Consider the following 18,200-nt stretch of genomic DNA (forward strand, 5'->3'; position numbering starts at 1 on the left):
ACTTTCTTCTCTACTTTTATTTTCTACCGGGTGAAAGTTGAGCAACCCCTTCCGCATCCGTCCGCTGCAAAAACTCCTGCAGCCGTTGAACCAGGTGCTTCAACTCATCCACACTGCGCCCGTCAAAGTTCTTCTCTACGAATTCACGCTTGGCTTCATCTGCCGTCTTGTTGCACAGTTGCTGCAGATGTTGTTCTAAGGCCGGTAGTAATTCCTGTGAAACGTGGCTGCGAATCCGGTCTAACACGTCATTAGCCATCATGGTTTGACTGCTTTTCATCTTTTTACTTCTGGCATAGCCGGTAACGAGGCCCACAGCAGCTCCTGCCAAGAGTACGGGAGGCATGATGGCTCCCACGGCAGAACCGATGGTTACCGTCGATGCCGCCGGTCCTAAGATGGCCGAATAGACCGATAAAGCTCCGCCGGCAGCGCTGGCAACCAGCACCGAATCTTTCATCGAATCCATCCCGGTCTGCCCGGCAAAGGCCTGTTTCAGTTGAGAAATTTCTAAATCGTTCTTGATTTGATTTTCCCGATAAAGGTGGGAAAGCTCTGCATCGATTTGAGACAGTCTACCATGCCATTCTTGATAAATATCTCGTTGCAGTTGGCCTAAAAATCCATTGATTTCCTGCTGAAGACGGTCTTCTGACAGGAGTTGTTCCAGTTCTCGTTGAATGGCGTCTTTTGAAGTAGTACTAAAGAAACTCTGGTCATTGATTCTGTGTTGGACCGTCTGTTCGGCATTCGATAAGAAATCGTGCTGTACCCACGTTTGGGCACGGGACATGATTTTTTGCATCATCAGATTTCCATTGTATTGAATCTGTTCATCAAGCTCCAAGTAAGTTCTCATCTTCAGCTCAATTTGCTCCATCGCCTGTTTGTGAAGCAACTCGATTTGTTCATCCAAAGCCTTGACCGAATTGACAATACTATCCATTAGGACTTGGTCCGCCTTGCGTTCAATATGCTCATCTAAGTACTGGTACAAAGCGGAAAAGCCGGATTCCTCTACAGCCGCTTCATCATGATTCATGATTCCGTCATAGGCTTTTTGCGCCGATAAGGGGAAAATCGCCCGGACATAGATGCCCAGCTGTTCATCCAGGTAGTCTACGAGTTCCTGCGGATCCCCGTCGACTTGGTCGATTCGGTTAATGATGGCGACGATGGGTTTTCCCATGCGCGACAGGTGGCGCAAATGCTCATTGACGTCAGACTGCCCCAAATAATTGCCGTTAAAGACCCATAAAACGACATCGACGGCCTGAAAATACTGTGTCGTCTTTTCTTCGTTTAAGGCCGTAATCGTTTCCAGCCCCGGCGTATCGATGAGATACATGTGTTTCAAGCCGGTCAAATTCTTTTTGATGACGATATAATCTATTTGACTGAAAAACTCAGGCTCCCGGCGATGCTCGGATAAGGTCTGATAGACGGTATCGATAGACGACACAATTTGGGAGCCGTCTTTATAATAGATGCAGCCTTCTTCGTCGGTCCCATAGGTTATCTTTAAAATGCAGGCCGTCGTTTCCGTCGTATTCGTCGGCGAGATGTCGCCGCCGGCAAAGGCATTGAGCAGTGTCGACTTCCCGGCCTTTACTTCACCTAAGATGGCTGCATGAAGGGGCTGATCTAATTTAGCATACAATAATTCCAACTCTTTATGAATGTCCGGAAGCTTCGTAAAGTTCTTATCATGATATAAGGGCGACTGCGTTAATCGCTCTATGATTTGCGCGATGTGCTGCTTAACTTCCATAGTGATTCCTCCCGTCTGAAAACAGAATATCCTTTAACCGTAAGGGCTTTATGTCAGGTTTGCTCGTTTCTCCCAGTTGTGACAGGTCTTTTATGATAGCCTCTTTCTGCTCCGATGGGCCATACAGTTCGGCATAGGTATCTTCCCGCAAGGTCTCGATGGATTCATCGGCCCGGTTGAGATAATCCTCATATTCTTTAGATAATTTGGTTACAGCCGTGCCGAGTTGACTCGAAAGCCGCTTTTGCACCTTCACCGACATACTGTCCCCAAACGTACGAGACAGCCATTTGGCCACGCTGCGTCCGAGATCCGTAACGGCAAAACCGGCAAAGATCAATCCGACAGGCCCCAACAAGGCAGCGGCCCCAATGGCCAAGGCCCCGCCCAAACAAAACTGCGCAGTCCCTTCGTCGCTTAAGTCTCCCGATATAGCCGCGTCGTTCACAGCATTTCCCGCAGAAGCAGAGGCATTCAGCTGCCGATTCTTCAATAAGGGAAATTCCCGGAAAGGAGCGAGTGACATATGGCGAGCTGTAATCGTTGAAAGCTGGCTGCAATGGTGTTGAACCATCACTTCTAAGGTTTTCTCAATCTGACCGGGGCGAATGATTTTATCCATAATGTAGGAATTTCGGAGTCCGCTTTCCATATCCCAAAGGCGATTTTCGACCTTACTCGTTTCCTGTAACACCCGATTCGATTCCTGGCTCTCAAAATTCTTCAGCTCTTGCTGTAAACGCTGCAGGACATCGGCCTTATCTTTTTCCCAATTTTGAATTTTATTTACCCGTTCGCCGTCCATTTTCTTCAAGACGTCAATCGCTTCCATAGACGCTGAGCGTACGTCGCCGTACAATTCCTGACAATTCCGGGTCTTGCTTTGAACCTGTAACTGCAGGGAATTCGCCAGGAAGGTTCGATTCAATAGGTCAAACAGAGCCTTTAAATTACTTTGCTCCAAGAGCTGTTGTCCGCGTTCGTAGTCTTCCTGACTTAAATCGGGCTGCTTCAAAAGTATTTCTGCCTCTCGGGCCTCTTTAGCTGACAGGGGAATAATATCGGGAATCATGCTGCCATATAATTTTTTAGCCTCGGTTACGACTTCGTCGACGTCTTTTCCGGCTTGGCGAATGAGGTCGATGCGGTTGACAACGGCAACGAGGTTATTGGGCTGTTTTTCATACTTGGCGTAAAGCTCTTTCAGCTCATTATAGTCACCGGAACTGTTTATCTTATCGCCGGGCAAAATCCAAATGACGCCGTCAGCCTTCGAGAAATATTCATTGGCGCTGGCATAGACCATATCGTCTAGCTCCTGCCGCAGTCCCGGCGTATCGACGAGGCGGTAATGTTCTAAAATAGGGCTGTCCGCTACGGGCCAAGCGGCTTCAATGACGGCCGACTTGTACAGCTCGTACTTCTTCAATTCCTGTTGCTTTTCTTCCAGTTCTTTCGGCGGGGCCCCACTGGCGGCAAAGTCCTTCAATTTCTTGGAAATAGCCTTACCCGATTCTTTGCACTTCTTCTCCTCTGCCGCTAAAAACTCCTGTGCCGCTTCATGCGTCAATCTTTTCTTCGTTCCGTCCCGAAATGTGAGGGTACAATCCGTCCCTTCACGCTGTTGGAAAATATCGATTTTCCACGTTTTCGGCACAATGCCTTCGGCAGCCTGCTGTTGCCCCAATAGTGCGTTAATCAACGTCGATTTCCCATTTTTACCATTTCCCATGATGAACAAGGTAAAAGGATAGGTCAAGTCCTCTGCTAACTGTTCAACAGCCGTACAATCATCTTGTATCTGCCCGATATAATCATGGAGCTTAGCCGTCTTCTTATGATTGCAAAACCCGTCAATGGCATTCATATGTCGTTTGATAGGTTCCAAGGGAGCCGTCATTTGTTGAAGTAAGTGCTCCTGTATCTGCCGGTTATATTCTGCTTCGATATGGGCATAAAGGGACTGGACAGCGGCCACTGTATCTTTCGTAATCATAAGCCTTCTCCTATAAAAAGATTCCCCGGACCAGATAAAGCAAGATGCCTATCACAATCAACAGGTTGAAGAAAGTCATATAGGCCAATTTCTTAATCATCGTTTGTAAGAATTCAGTCTGGCTGATCAGGTTCGACTGCAGCGTCTCTTTCGTTTCCTGAATTTGTTTTTGCGTTGCCTGAAAATTTTGGCTTCTCGTAAGGGCGCGTTTGTTTTCTGCGTTCTTTTGATCGAGTTGAATCCGTTCGACATCACCGATTCGCTGTTTCAATGCCGTGCCGACCTGATTTTGATTCCGTTCCAACTGCTCAATTTGGCTCAGCATCTTCCGATTGCGTTCGTCAATTTTATGTAAGAGCTGATTTTGTTTCTCTAACCAATTATCCAGCCAGGAGTCGACATGCTGATTAAAATTTTGCAGAGACTGTTGGCTATGAGTCGATACGCTTTGATACATGTCCTTGGCTTGGCGGATATCCTTTACCAGTTCCCCCGATTCAGCCTTCAGCGTTTTCAAGGTCCCATTCAGTTCATTGACGGACGCTAAAGCCGAATGACGTACGACATCGTCGGTTACCTCTTTCGTCACGTCTGCAATCGTTTTAATGAATTCCGCTTCCAATCCGTTTGCCATAAAAATCACCCTTTATCCTCGTATTTATACGCCCTTTTCCCCGCTGTATTCAGGGATTTCAGCATACATAGCCCTTTACTGTTGTTAAAATTTTGTTAAAAAACAAATATTTTATACGGTACTATTTCTACATTACGGTGATATAATCCTGCTGGCAACTAATTTTCCTCTGCCATTCTTTGCAGCAAAAATACTCCCTTTGAAGGATGCCTGCCGGATAGCCCGGTAATTGTCAGGTTCAAAGGGAGTATCTTTATGTTACGATTTTACGGTATTACCAAAGGTTTGGAGCCTATTTGCGTTTCGCAACGCGTACCCGTTCTACCGTCGGATTGCCGTCTTTGTCGGTATGGACGGTATCGACGGTGAACCGTTCTAATTCAGGAGCAAATTCGGTGAGAATCTTGTCCGACAGGGTTGCGCCGTTAACCATAGCCCGGTACAGCATGGCGGCGAATTCGTAGCGCGTCATGGGGCGGTTGCCGTCGAAGGTGCCGTCGGGATATCCCTGAATCATGCCGTTTCCGGCCAGGGTTGCCACGTATTCATAAGCCCAGTGATTCTGGGGGACGTCCGGGAAGAGTTGGAGCTTCGATGTATCGATCTTGCGGCCGGCATTGGCATCGAGCATGGCCGACTTCATGGCTTCCAGTTCCCGGCGCAGGTCTTTAATTTCCTTAGCCATGGCTACGCGCGATGTCGATACACCATTGCTCTGACCGAACTTGAAGGAGACGCCGGCGTTGACCATGTTATTGCCGTTGCCGACGGTTCCACCGACACTGAACAAGGTATCTTCATTGGGACGGTAGAAGGCGCCGACGGCTACCGAGTTTTCCCCGCGGTAATTGCCGTAACCGGCAGCGAAATCCCACTTGTCATCCGGATCAAAATCGAGCGGATGGAGGGCTGCCAAGGCAGCGGCACCGGCACCGACTTCATCGATGCGGTTGTCCAGTTGATTGACCTTGTTGCCCAAATTGTTAATGGCCAGGCTGTTATTAGTAACCTGCTGCTGAACCCCTTTCAACTGGCTGACATTGACGGCGTCCGTATCGTCTTCACCGGCTTTAACATTGGTGATTTTTTGATTGTTGGCATTGATGCCATCTGTTGTGATATACGTATTTTCACCGACAGCAATGCTTTGAGAAGCCGTGATGCTACCGTCATTGGCGTTGATGTGAATCGTGTTGGTTCCGTCGTCACCTGTCAAAGTAATGTCGTTGGCAAGAGATACGTTATAGTCAGCTTCCTTGTCGTCCGTGGCTTCTGTTTTTTCTACTTTAATGCCGTTACCTGCCGAAACAGTGCGATGCTTTTCGGCCTCCGCTGCGGCTTTATCGACGGCCTTATCGAGGGCCTCAATAGCTTCGGTGACATTCATATTGTTATTGACGACATTGCCTTTACCGGTTTCATTATTAAAATATTGACCGCCGCCGACAATTTCATCGAATTTCTTTTTCGAGGCCACGTCTTCAATAACGACATCGCTATATGTCGCATTCCCATCTTCATCAGGAGCCCCTTTTACTTTTAAGGTTACTTCGCCTTTATTATCGACGATATAATTACCGCCATCGGGATTGGCAACGAGATGCTGGTCTCGAAGTTGTTGATCCGCTTTCATATCGCCCATAGCGGCTTTGAGCTGTTCTTCCGTGGCAGCCCGACCAACCGTAGCAAAGTCAGCCACATCGAGAGTCTTGTTGGTCAGGCCTGTAATATGCCCGGTTGTACCATTAATCGTAATAGGATTACTCCCTGCTGACGAGCCAATGGTGACAATGTCTTTCAAGGCAATGTTGTAATCGGTGATATTCGTCGTATTATCTGTCGTAGATGTTAAGGAGAAATTATCATCGACACTGACGCTGGCATTTTCCGCATTAACTACATATGCCGTTTTACCGCTGGTTTCATCTTTTCCTGTCTTCACAGATGCGATATTCGTCCCAGCTGAGACAACACCACCGGCATTAGCAATTTGAGCCGTTAAATCATTTGTCAAGTGGTAGATCTGCTGACCGTTGATGGCGTCATAAGAGTCTGCGGAAATACGGTCCTTGGCTACGTTGATGATGCGGCGTTGAGAAGAAGCACTGTCGCCAACGGAAAGGACCCCATAATCACCATCACTACTTGAAATATTCCACTTATCGCTATAAAAATCGCCAAGACTTGTCTGAAAAGCCGTTAATTTTTCGGATGTAAACATATCATCACTTTTTACCGTACTACTGCTGCCTAAGGCCACACTATATTGGGTATCAGCTCCTACATTAGCCTTTCCGCCAATGGCAGTACCAAATTCAGAATTTACCGCAGCATTTGACCCCACAGCCGTACCAAACATCACATTATCGGCCACAGAAGATCCTTCACCGCCAACAAAGGAATTGCTGGAATTAGCACCGATTGAAGAGTTAGCGCCTATTACAGTACCATGATCACTGCTGATTAACGATTTATAACCGATAACGGTCGATTCTAAGCTTTCATTAATGACTTTAGCGCCCGATCCTAAAGCGGTGCTATGTAAGCCGTTAACATTAGCCATATGGCCAATGGCAATTGAATCCGGCCGCTCTTCAGAAGGAGTGCTAACAGAGGCTATACTGCCAATAGCAATATTATAATTCCCTTTAGCATTGGCCTCCGGACCAATAGCAAGTGCATCTCCTGACGATTCCTCTATCTTTGACCGGTAGCCGATAGCGATACTGGCATGAGACTCTGTTCCAATAGATGATTCCGTTCCCAGAGCTGTCGCTATATCTACACTACTCGCAATTTTTGATTCATTCCCAATAGCTATAGAATAGTTACTTGCCTCTTGACCGGCCTCACCGACTTGGGCATCATGACCGACAGCTAAACTGGAGCGCCCCGTTACCTCAGCACTATAGCCAAGTGCTTCTCCAAACCAAGTGTCATTAGAAATTTTTGAGTAGGAACCCAGTGCAATAGCATGGGGAGCGTTATTTCCAACTTTTGTTTCCTCACCACCGATGGCAACAGCTTGGTCAGATTTATCACCTATTTCAACATGATGTCCCATAGCAATAGCAACATCTACATCATTGCCAATTTTTGAGTAGTTATCCTTTGAATTACTGGGACCAATAAGGATAGATTGTGCTGAATCATCTCCAATAGTAGCAAAAGAACCAATAACAATACTTACGCCGGCAGTGCTCAATTTGTTTCCCATCTTAGCATTCGATCCTATGACTACACTATATGCAGATTCATTACTGGCTGACTCCCCAATTACAACAGAATTTTTACTGCCTGTCCATTTAATAGGATCAGTTGGCGAAACCCCATTTTTCGCATTATTGCCGATTACAACGGAGTTATCTGTATTCTTGCCAAATTCCATTCCACTCCCAATAGCTACGGAACCAGTGATCAATGCATTGACTACATTACTATTTCCCACCAAGATGGTGTTATTAATCTCCTCGGTCGAGGTGTTCTTACTTCCAATAATAAGAGAGTTTTTTGCCGCTGAAAAGCCGCTAGAATTGGTAAATATTTTATTTTCATTACCGATAATCCATGATGATTTTAAGCGGGTAATCGTATTACCGTCACCAATGACGTAATCACTGCCGCTTGATGAACCTAAAGTATTCTTATCACCGGTTATATCATTTTTACTAGTGTTTACCGTGTTCCCATCACCGACGACGGTATTATCCTTGGCATTACTTCCCATGGTATTTTCCGTATCGATATGGGCCGTGAAGTTTCCCTTCGCATCGGTGCCTGTCGTCCAGCTCCCGTTAGTAGCGGCTTCTGCTATGCTGCCGACACCGGCAGTCAAGGCCAGCACGGCTAGGACGGCAGCCATTTTCTTGGTAACCTGGCTTCCCGACTGTTTGGTGCAGCTACGGACTAGTTCGGACACGACGACGTATCGGTGCTTTACATGACTCCAAATAACTTTATAAATCCTGTTCATAACAAAAGTCTCCTTTCTCTTCCTCATAGTACGATGGGATTTTTTACCTGCTTTTTTCTAATTATTTCTCCTTTCTTATCATCCATCTATATATGGCAGACAAGTTCTCACTATCACAACTAGTCTGTTTTTTCATTTTATTTATAGCCTATAATTTATCCTGCAATTCCAATACCTTTCCGTCGGTAAAGGTCATCTTCTGAATGGTGAATTCCAGAGTATAGTTGTTGAGGCCTTCGGTATAGATTTTCCTTTCCTTTTCGATGAAGGGATTCAGGGAGTCTTCACTTTCACTGTCAAAGGTCCAAATCTTATCTGGTGTATAGTCGGAAGCGTTGTACATTACATCGATGTAATTGATTTGGACCGGCAGGGTAACTGCCGTTATTCCGCTCTTGTCTTTAACGCTCAAGTAGCCCATGACGCTTCTAACGCGCTGATCCGATTTAGGCAAGGTATAGCCTATTTGGAAACGGATATAGTATGCTGGTAAGAATGAGCTTGGTTTGACAATGCGGCCGGCAACTCGATTCGATACGTCGAAGGCTGTGTCCATTTTTTTCTTAATCGGAGCATTGATTTCCGCAAGTTTCTCCTGTGTCGCCTTTTCCTGTTCCCGCATAAATTCGATTAAGTTGGTCACTTCGACGACCTGCCATTCACCGTTATCGATAGCCCGCATCTTGATTTTCAGGTCAAAATCTTTATTTAGCTTTTTATTGTGAAGATTAATTGTTACAATGGCTATGTGGCCGTCTATATGCGTACTTTTGACACCGGAGTACTCGAGATTCGGTGTGTCTAATTCTTCACGAACTTTTTGCATGGAAGTGATTACCCGGATGTCCCCTTGGTTCGTTGCTTCAAAACTACCCGTTTCGACGTATTTTTCGGTTTCCGTAATCATGCTCTGAATAAAATTATTTCGAATGGTAGCAACAGTGCTGTCCAACAAAGGTGATAACACCCCGCCTCCCGTAAACTCCTGCAAGGAATCATCGAAGCCTCGACTGTACAGGGACTTCAAGTCGACATGGCGCTTAAAGGTCGGCAAGTCGTGTTTTTCAATCGATTTTTGGACGAGACTCAAGGAATAGGCCGGCGTCTTGACCCAATACAGAAAATAAAATAACAAGGCACCGATGAGACATACTAAGACGGCTGAAAGACCGATGAGGACCTTACGGTTCTTTGGAATTGCAACTGACATGACGACATCCTTCCCTTCTGTCCGCCTGTATACTTTTTAACTGGCAGCATAGAACAGGCGAATCTGCGCTGTAATTTATTTAATTTGTGTAAGTTGATAATAAGAAATTCTGTCTTATTATGGGTTATGTTAAATAATACGATTATAAAATACTGTATACATTGATTAAAGACGGATTTCTATGCATTATCACTTTTAGTATAACATATTACCTGTCCTTATTTTGTCATAATTAACAGTTTTAACAATATTTTAATAATATATTTTAAATATATTTGTAACGCAATCATTCATGATGATTATATGTCAGCTTATCATAGAGCGATACTTCGGCAATCTGCAAAAATAAGATAGAAAAATGCACGCAAAAAAAAGCCCTGCTCCACCGTCATACTGATGACGATGAAACAGGGCTGTCAGGCAATACAATGTATCGCCGGTATTACATTGATAGTCGTATACTTTTTATTCGGCCGTTATCTTCGATACCATAGCTGCTTTGAATTCATGGACTTCGTAGCGAGCCATATCGTCTTTGGCAAAGACGTCTTCGGCAAGGATGGCCTCGAGTTTCTCTCGTGAAGACAAGGCAGACAGCATGACGCCGGCCTTAGGAATATCTAAGTAAGGACCGACGAGGACAAAATGTCCAAGGTTAAAATGTTTGGTGAACCATTCCGCATGCTGCTGAAATAAAGATTCAGCCTGGTCCTGAGGAATGTTTTCCGGATTCAAATATTCGCTGATGATAAACATGGTGCATGACCTCCTTTTCAGTAACTGAGACCCTTTGCTACTTATAGCTTACGGCATGGAGTTTAGTCCATGCAAGGCGTTGCTTAGAAAATTTTGACAGCTTTTGTAAATTTTCGAGAGAAGGATTTTTATGTCGCATGTCGAATCTGTAACATATGGATTCTTTTTTATACTTAATAATGTATTTACGATTGAAGTGAAGACTGTTTCCCCATAGGGATTTTCTAAAGGAGGCGTTTTAATGAAGTGGAAGAAAGTTCTTTGTACCGGCCTTTTTACGGGCATCCTCACGGTGACGGCCATGACGGGCTTTGCCCTTGATCTGACCAAGGAAACCGACGTGATCAGCCGTAATCCGGCCAATGTCTATACGATGTACCTCGGCATGTCGGACAGTGAATTTAAGCAGAATTTTTCCGGCGTCAGCGGCTGGAACTATAATAATTCGACGCAGACCAAGATGTGGAAGCTGCCGAGTATTTTAGAAGCCTACGACAATGGCCAAATCGGCATTGTCCATACGTACGGCCGTTCTGAAAAACACGAAACGGTCCCCTACGTCATGAACCGCGAAGCTTTGATGGCCGACTTTAAAAAGGGCCGCCCCCTAGGGAATTATTCCGTTGTGCTGAAGAGGACCGTGAAATCCGATGACGTAAAAAAATTGAAGCCCGATGACACGGCAGCGATTCTGAAGGAAGGCCTGGATGATTTTAAATTGGCCGCCGACAATATGACCAAGGCCTTAGGCAAGGGGCCGACGGGGTCGCAGTATTTAGACGGACAGATTAACGGCAATGAATTTGCCAAAACCATTATCTATTCTTGGTCAACCGGCGACCGCTCGGGCTATAGTCTCTCTATTTCGTACAAACTCCCCCAGCCCATTGACCGCAGCCGCCAGCGGGCCGTCGATTATACAGAGCATCCTGAGTTTGATCCGGACGACGTGGTCATCACCGAGCTTAGCATGCAGCACTATGACTGGAATATAGAAGACAAATAGGAGGTTTCTATGCTCGATATATTGAAGACCATCGGCGAAATCCTCATCGCCTTGTTCATCCTTCGCTATTTGATTCACATATACAATACTCTCGGCCGCACGCGCGAGCCCGTCCGCAAGGCCTTGGCCGATATTTCAACCTACAAGGCCCAACGGGAAGCGACGCTCTATCACCTCTATGTCATTGCCGAGCAGTTCAGCCAGCGCGAAAGCAACACTCTCACCCAGGCGAGTCTTGCCAACATGTCTCGTCAAAACGCTAATTTCCAGGCTTTGGCCGCCGCCTATCCGGAACTGAAATCGAATCAGACCTACCTGTCCCTCATGGACAGCGTCGGAGCGCTGGAGCTCCGGATTCAAGCGAGCCGTCAGGAATATAATGAGGCTGTCAGCAACTATCAGACCCTGCGCAGCCAAATTCCCTATTGCCTGCTGGCGCCCCTCTTTGGCTTTAAGTCGGCCGAATACAATCAAAAAGAAAAGGATCTCGAAACCGGTCCCGCCGAAATCAAGACGGCTCCGGACGCACTGCCTCCGGTCATCGAAAGTCCGGTCAAAGAGGTTATGCCGGAACCGGTCTATCATTGTCCCAAATGCCAGTCTGAAATTCATCAACGGAAAGGGAAATTCGGTCCCTATTGGCGCTGCGAAAACCCAAAATGCAAGGCCGATTTCACCGACGACGACGGAAAACCGGTCATCCGCCTCTGCCCGACCTGCGGCACCGGTTACCTGCATAAACGGACCTTATCTCATAAGGATTACTGGACGTGCAGCAACTACCCGGACTGCAAGGCCAAGTACCCTGCCGATACGGCGATATTGACCGAGGCTCAGTCTGATGATTGAGTCCCTTTACGAGGACTGACCGAGTGGCCGTAAGGATTTCAAAAAAACACTGTGAGGAAGCTCTCAGCGGCCCATTTCCCAATGATGGCGTATCTTAGGGGGACTGGCTTTTTCAATGAGGTTCGGCCCTGTACTTTCATTGACAATAAGGTCTGTTATCGATATAATGAACGGGTAATCAATTCCATAACAGGACTTCTAGTGGCGCTAGAGGCTTCGGCAAAAGAAATAGCTATGTACGCTAATGGCGTATGTTCGGCTATTTCTTTTTTTGTTTAATACGGTTTTTATTTTATGTTTAGGGAAAACCGAAACCGCTTTTTTTTGCGTCATCGGAGAGAATCCCTGTGTTGGAACGATTCTATTTCTTTATCAAAGGAGGGTTTAATCACATGTCCCAAGCAAACGGACTTTTAGAACGATTATTCCATTTATCTGAACATAATACGACGGTGCGGCGCGAATGCCTGGCAGGTCTTACGACCTTCGTCTCCATGGCCTACATCCTCTTCGTCAATCCCATTATCTTAGGCGATGCCGGCATGGACCCCGGTGCCGTCTTCACGGCCACGGCCTTATCGGCTATCATGGGCTGCCTGCTCATGGGCTTTTTGGCCAACTACCCCATCGCCATTGCCCCGGGCCTGGGCGACAATGCCTTTTTCACTTATTCCATCGTCCTGGCTATGGGAATGCCTTGGCAGCAGGCCATGGGCGGCGTCTTCATTGCATCCATCTTGTTTACCTTGGTATCCTTATTCAAACTGCGTGAAATCATCATCGACGCCATTCCTCAGGACTTAAAGTACGCCATGGCTGCCGGTATCGGCATCTTCATCTCCTTCGTCGGCCTCCAAGGCGGCGGCATCGTCATGGCCGACCCGTCGTCGATGGTTGCCATCGGTTCCTTTAAGGTCGCAACGACGTGGCTGACTATTTTCGGTATCTTCGTCACGGCTATGCTCATGGCTAAGAAGGTTCCCGGGGCGATTTTTTACGGCATCGTCCTGACGGCTATTTTGGGCCTTGTCACCAATCTCATCCCCTTGCCGGACAGCATCATTTCCATGGCTCCGAGCCTGGAACCGACCTTCGGCGTCGGCGTCGCCAACATGGGCGCCATCGTCACCGACCCGCAGATGTGGGCCGTCGTGGTCATCTTCTTCCTGGTCGCCTTCTTCGATACGGCCGGAACCTTGATCGGTCTTGCTCAGCAGGCAGGCATCATGCAAAACGGCAAGATGCCCCGCATCGGGAAAGCCCTCATGGCCGATTCCCTGTCCATGCTCGGCGGGGCCGTCATGGGAACGACACCGACCGCAGCTTACGTCGAATCGTCGGCCGGTATCGCTGTCGGTGCCCGGACGGGCCTTACGGCAATCGTCGTGGCCATTCTCTTTGGCTTCAGCATGATTTTCTCGCCCCTCTTGTCGGTCGTTACGGCTCAGGTCACGGCACCGGCCCTGATCATCATCGGCGTCCTCATGACGTCGTCCCTCCGCGAAATTCATTGGGATCAATTCGAGACGGCCTTCCCGGCTTTCTTAGTCATCATCGGCATGCCCCTGACCTTTAACATTTCCTACGGCATCGCCTTCGGCTTCCTCTTCTACCCGATTCTGATGACCATTGCCGGCCGCCGGAAAGAACTGAATCCCCTCATTTGGGTCATGTTCGTCCTGTTCCTCATCTTGCTGTATACTTTGACGATACTTAAATTCTAAGGAGGTCTGTCCATGCTTACAAAAGAATTATTATCCGACTATATCGATGCCGGCGCGGCCAAAATCAAGGCCGACCTGGCCATCGTCGGCGGTACCTTGATCAACGTCAACACCGGTGAATACTATAAGGCCGACGTCGCTATCTACAAGGGAAAGATTGTTGCCGTCGAAAGTGATATTTCCGATTACATGGGACCTGACACCAAAATCGTCGACGGAACGGGGAAATATTTAGCTCCGGGCCTCATCGACTGCCATATCCACGTGGAATGCAGTAAGATGAGCATGACCCGCTTTGCCCAAGCCGTCGTCCCCTGCGGCACGACGAGCATCGTAAGCGGCCTTGACGAATATATTTCCGTCATCGGCGTCGACGGTTTAGGCCCGATTTTTGAAGAAATCGAAGCGTCGCCGCTGAAGGTCTTCTGGGCCCTGCCGTATAAGACACCCTACACCATTCCCGTGTCGACCATCGCCTACAATGTCACCGCCAAAGACCACGCTAAATACCATCAGGATCCGAACTGCTACGGCATTTGGGAACTCGTCCGCGAAGCCGTCCAGACGAAGGATCCGGATACGCTGGAAGCCTTGGTCTTGGCCCAGAAATATCACCGCCCCATCTTCGGCTGCAGCCCTCTGGCCCGCGGCAAGGACCTCAACGAATACCTCATGAGCGGCGTCCGCGTCGACCATGAAAGCTACGACCATCAGGAATTTTTAGAAAAGGCCCGCAAAGGGATGCACACCATCATCCGCGAATCGGCGGTCACCAAGTTCCTCAAGGAAAATGTCCGGGCCATCACCGAAGGGGCCCCGGGTATTGCCCGCCACACCAGCTTTTGCTCGGATGACGTCCACGCCCGCGGCATCTTAAAGAACGGCCATATCGACAACATGGTTCGCCTGGCCATTGCTGCAGGTCTCGCTCCGATGACAGCCATCCAGATAGCCACCATCAATGCTGCCGAAGCCTATGAAATCGACGACCGCGTCGGCTCCATTGCGCCCGGTAAAGATGCCGACATCCTCCTCGTCGACCAGCCCGGGACCTTCACCGTCGAAACGGTTATCAGTAAGGGCATGGTCATCACTGAAAACAAGAAAAACGTCTTCACCTACACCGTCCCCCTCCGCGATGCCTCCTTACTCAAGACAGTACAGCATGAAAAATTGAATCCCCTCGACTTTGCTTATCACGTCGACCTCCAAGAAGGCACGGCCATCGTCGAAACCATCGACAGCGTCGGCCCCTTCATGCGCAAACGCCGTGACGTCGAACTCGAGGTCAAAGACGGCATCGTTCGCCCGAGTGCCGAAAAAGACGTGGCCTTAGTCTCGGTCATCGAACGCTATGGTAAGAACGGCAACGTCTCGAAAGGCTTCATCTCCGGCTGGTCCCTCACCAAAGGGGCCATTGCCACGACGGCTGCTCCTGATGACAATAACCTCGTCGTCGCCGGCGCCAACTACGAAGACATGGCCCTGGCAGCCAACACCCTCATCGAAAACGGCGGCGGACAGGTCGTCGTCCTCGACGGGAAAATCGTATCCTTCCTGTCCCTGCCCATTGCCGGCATCGCTTCCGATATGACGCCGGAAGACTTGGCTCAGAAAGAAAACGAACTCGATGAAGCTGCCAAGACCTTGGGCAGCCGCCTGCCGGACCCCATCTTCTACCTCTCTTTCCTGCCCATTACGGCCATTCCCGACCTTGCCATCACCGACGGCGGCAACGTCGACTATACGAAACTTGCTTACTTCGACCCCATTTTACAACTGAAACCATAATCCTTTGACAGAAAGACAAAATTTATAGCACCATACAAAAATCGTCCCCATGACACAGGCATACCACGTCATGGGGACGATTTCATTTATTCCATATCTCGTATAATCCCTAACGATTATAAAAAGATGATCATATCACCGATCATAATACGCGGAACCTTTTTGCCCTCCAAGGCGATTTGGCCGGGCATTTCAGCTTTTATCCCGACTCCGAAAACGAGGGTGCAGTGGCCATGTTCCTTCAAGGTCTGATTCGCTTCTGAACCGACGTCACTGACCTGATATTCTTCATCGGCAATGAGCAGTTTATCGCCGACTTCAATCGGCTGGGTCAGGGTACTCTTCGTATGGGACACGACCATATTTTCATAGGCATAGGGAACGTCGTTATCGAAGATAATAATGCTGTTTCGTATTTTCATAAACGACAGGACCGATTCCCCAATCGCAGTAACTTTTGCTTCGTATTTCATAGTGACTCCTTTCTGTATCCCTTAGAACCTGGCAGAGATTCTAAGTGTTCGCAAGATAGCTGTAACAGAAGATCAGCAAATAACATCTCGCTGTATAATTAAAATATAACAGATATTTCCGGCCTTCGCAAGATAGCTGTAGCAGAAGCGAAGCAAGTCGCAGCTGCATATGACTTCCATACGCTTTCTACGGTCAGTCCCACGTATGCTTTAACAATCAAAAAAATGTGGGAAAATAAATAGTACCGGATCCGACAGCCGGGCAAGGGGCAGATTCCAGCCGGAAACGGCGGCAGCCTCGACAAGACAAGGCCGGCCAACGGCCTCATCAATACCGCATGGGGAATCAATGAAGAGTCGCATATCCGCTGCGGCGGCCCGGGCTAAACACAGGGGATTTCATAGCATCGGCAGACAATGGCTCCGATCAAAAAATAAGATTTTCGAGAATGCTGCGATTCGGATCCCGCGAAGAAAGATACCATCAGCTGCCGTTCTTGCTATCTTTTAGCCGCTTTAGCGCCTTTTTCACAGGCATAGACGTTTTCAAATGTTTTACGTGGAATTTTTCCATCGCTTTACATGTTCTATATCTTCCTTTGGTATGCTGTAAAAAATAGACTAAAAGGTGGGATTTCTATGGCAAAGACTTATGTTCTCGATACGAACGTCCTGATTCAGGCTCCGTATGCTATGCAGTGTTTTGAAGATAATAATGTCGTCATTCCCCTGGTTGTCGTGGAAGAATTGGATGGATTAAAAAAAGCGGATGGTGAACGCGGGTTCAATGCCCGGCAAGCCATCCGCTTTTTGGAACGTTTAAGACTCCGCGGCAATTTACTGGACGGCGTATCTCTTGATAACGGCGGCACAGTGCGTATCGAGATTAACTGCGTCCACGAGGCGCTGCCGGAATCGCTGCCTGACGATCAGGCCGATAACCGAATTCTCAAAGTCTGCTGCCACCTGCAAAGCTGTCAGCCCATTTTGGTCACAAAAGACCTGGTGCTGCGGCTCAAAGCCCAGGTGCTGAATATTGAAGCTCAGGATTTCAGTACGGAACAGGTACTGCCCGAAAAGAACGGCTATACCGGCCGTCAGACCTGCTACGTCCCGGAAAGCGACTTCGATGCATTCTTAGAAGAAGGCATCGATGCCAGCCGTCTCTATCAAATCGACGGCGACGCTCAGCGCTACGACGTGACGGTACAGGAAAATGAATTCATCATCTTACAAGCCGATGCCTCCCTTCGCAAGACCCATTTAGGCCGGGTCCATAAAGGGCGCGTCATCCCCCTGACCTACAGCCGCGTTTCCCCCTACGGCATCAAGCCGCGAAATGCCGGCCAGTATTTTATGCAGGAAGCCTTGATGCAGTCGGCGGAAGAAGCGCCGTTGGTCATCATCAAGGGTCAAGCCGGCACGGCCAAGACATTCTACTCGTTAGCCGTAGGCCTCGAAAAAATCATCAACCATCCGACGGGTGAATACCGGCGCATCCTCATCTGCCGGCCGAACGCTCAGTTCGACTCGGATATCGGCTTTTTACCCGGTGACGAACAGGAAAAGATTTCACCCCTCATGCGGCCTATTATCGATAATTTGGAACAGCTCATCGACAGTAATGAAGCCGAACGCTATGAAAATGAACGAGAACTGGCCGAAAAGATTGAAGAAATCTTCGACCGCCACGTCATTCAAACCGAAGCCTTGAACTTCATCCGCGGCCGTTCTCTCGAAAAGACGTACCTCATCATCGACGAAGCGCAGAACATGACGCCCAATCAGGTCAAGGGCATCATCACCCGGGCCGGCAAGGGCACGAAAATCATTCTCGTCGGCGACCCCAATCAGATTGACCGCCCCTTCCTCGATGAACGGACGAACGGCCTGACCTATGCCGCCGGTAAGATGAAGGGCAGCCCCTTATGCTATCAATTGACCATGCGAGCTGACGAATGCGAACGGTCGCCTTTAGCCCTGGACGCCGTTCAGCGCTTATAGATTTTTGTAACGA

At 48.2% G+C, this 18,200-nt stretch carries 12 protein-coding genes; 5 read left to right on the forward strand and 7 right to left on the reverse strand.

Annotation, left to right across the window (positions count from 1 at the left end):
• Positions 1–16: 16 nt before the first annotated feature.
• The 6 genes from A0U42_RS10215 to A0U42_RS10240 form a co-directional block, all read right to left on the reverse strand.
• A complete protein-coding gene (locus tag A0U42_RS10215) occupies positions 17–1,771 on the reverse strand; it encodes a dynamin family protein (RefSeq protein ID WP_065360888.1) in 1,755 nt (584 codons plus the stop codon).
• Entirely contained in the window at positions 1,761–3,767 is a 2,007-nt protein-coding gene (locus A0U42_RS10220; RefSeq protein WP_065360889.1) for a dynamin family protein, read from the reverse strand. The genes A0U42_RS10215 and A0U42_RS10220 overlap by 11 nt, the downstream gene beginning before the upstream one ends.
• A gap of 10 nt (positions 3,768–3,777) precedes the next feature.
• Positions 3,778–4,401 (reverse strand): hypothetical protein, encoded by a 624-nt coding sequence (locus tag A0U42_RS10225; protein WP_141669522.1) that lies wholly within the window; start codon positions 4,399–4,401, stop codon positions 3,778–3,780.
• Between the two features lie 292 nt (positions 4,402–4,693).
• The gene (locus tag A0U42_RS10230; protein ID WP_065360891.1) at positions 4,694–8,374 is read right to left on the reverse strand and encodes an ESPR-type extended signal peptide-containing protein; all 3,681 of its coding nucleotides are present in this window, start codon (positions 8,372–8,374) and stop codon (positions 4,694–4,696) included.
• A 148-nt stretch (positions 8,375–8,522) separates the two neighbouring features.
• The gene (locus A0U42_RS10235; RefSeq protein ID WP_065360892.1) at positions 8,523–9,584 is read right to left on the reverse strand and encodes a hypothetical protein; all 1,062 of its coding nucleotides are present in this window, start codon (positions 9,582–9,584) and stop codon (positions 8,523–8,525) included.
• A gap of 465 nt (positions 9,585–10,049) precedes the next feature.
• A complete protein-coding gene (locus A0U42_RS10240) occupies positions 10,050–10,340 on the reverse strand; it encodes a YciI family protein (protein WP_065360893.1) in 291 nt (96 codons plus the stop codon).
• 241 nt (positions 10,341–10,581) lie between these two features.
• Between A0U42_RS10240 and A0U42_RS10245 the strand changes: the two genes are divergently transcribed.
• The 4 genes from A0U42_RS10245 to A0U42_RS10260 all read left to right on the forward strand — a co-directional run bounded on the left by A0U42_RS10245 (position 10,582) and on the right by A0U42_RS10260 (position 15,710).
• Positions 10,582–11,346: a hypothetical protein gene (locus tag A0U42_RS10245; RefSeq protein WP_065360894.1), complete on the forward strand. Its 765-nt coding sequence runs from the start codon at positions 10,582–10,584 to the stop codon at positions 11,344–11,346.
• Between the two features lie 9 nt (positions 11,347–11,355).
• On the forward strand, positions 11,356–12,195 hold the full coding sequence (locus tag A0U42_RS10250) for a LemA family protein (RefSeq protein ID WP_065360895.1): 840 nt from the start codon (positions 11,356–11,358) through the stop codon (positions 12,193–12,195).
• Between the two features lie 392 nt (positions 12,196–12,587).
• On the forward strand, positions 12,588–13,919 hold the full coding sequence (locus A0U42_RS10255; protein ID WP_044503755.1) for an NCS2 family permease: 1,332 nt from the start codon (positions 12,588–12,590) through the stop codon (positions 13,917–13,919).
• 12 nt (positions 13,920–13,931) lie between these two features.
• Positions 13,932–15,710, forward strand: coding sequence for an adenine deaminase C-terminal domain-containing protein (locus tag A0U42_RS10260; protein ID WP_065360896.1), 1,779 nt, complete (start codon positions 13,932–13,934; stop codon positions 15,708–15,710).
• A 116-nt stretch (positions 15,711–15,826) separates the two neighbouring features.
• Here the strand turns inward: A0U42_RS10260 and A0U42_RS10265 are convergent, their stop codons facing one another.
• Entirely contained in the window at positions 15,827–16,183 is a 357-nt protein-coding gene (locus A0U42_RS10265) for a PTS glucitol/sorbitol transporter subunit IIA (protein ID WP_065360897.1), read from the reverse strand.
• 639 nt (positions 16,184–16,822) lie between these two features.
• Here A0U42_RS10265 and A0U42_RS10270 point away from each other — a divergent pair.
• Positions 16,823–18,187: a PhoH family protein gene (locus tag A0U42_RS10270; protein ID WP_065360898.1), complete on the forward strand. Its 1,365-nt coding sequence runs from the start codon at positions 16,823–16,825 to the stop codon at positions 18,185–18,187.
• Positions 18,188–18,200 lie beyond the last annotated feature (13 nt).

The sequence above is a fragment of the Megasphaera sp. DISK 18 genome, from assembly GCF_001682955.1.
In the GTDB taxonomy this organism is placed as follows: Bacteria; Bacillota; Negativicutes; order Veillonellales; family Megasphaeraceae; genus Megasphaera; species Megasphaera massiliensis.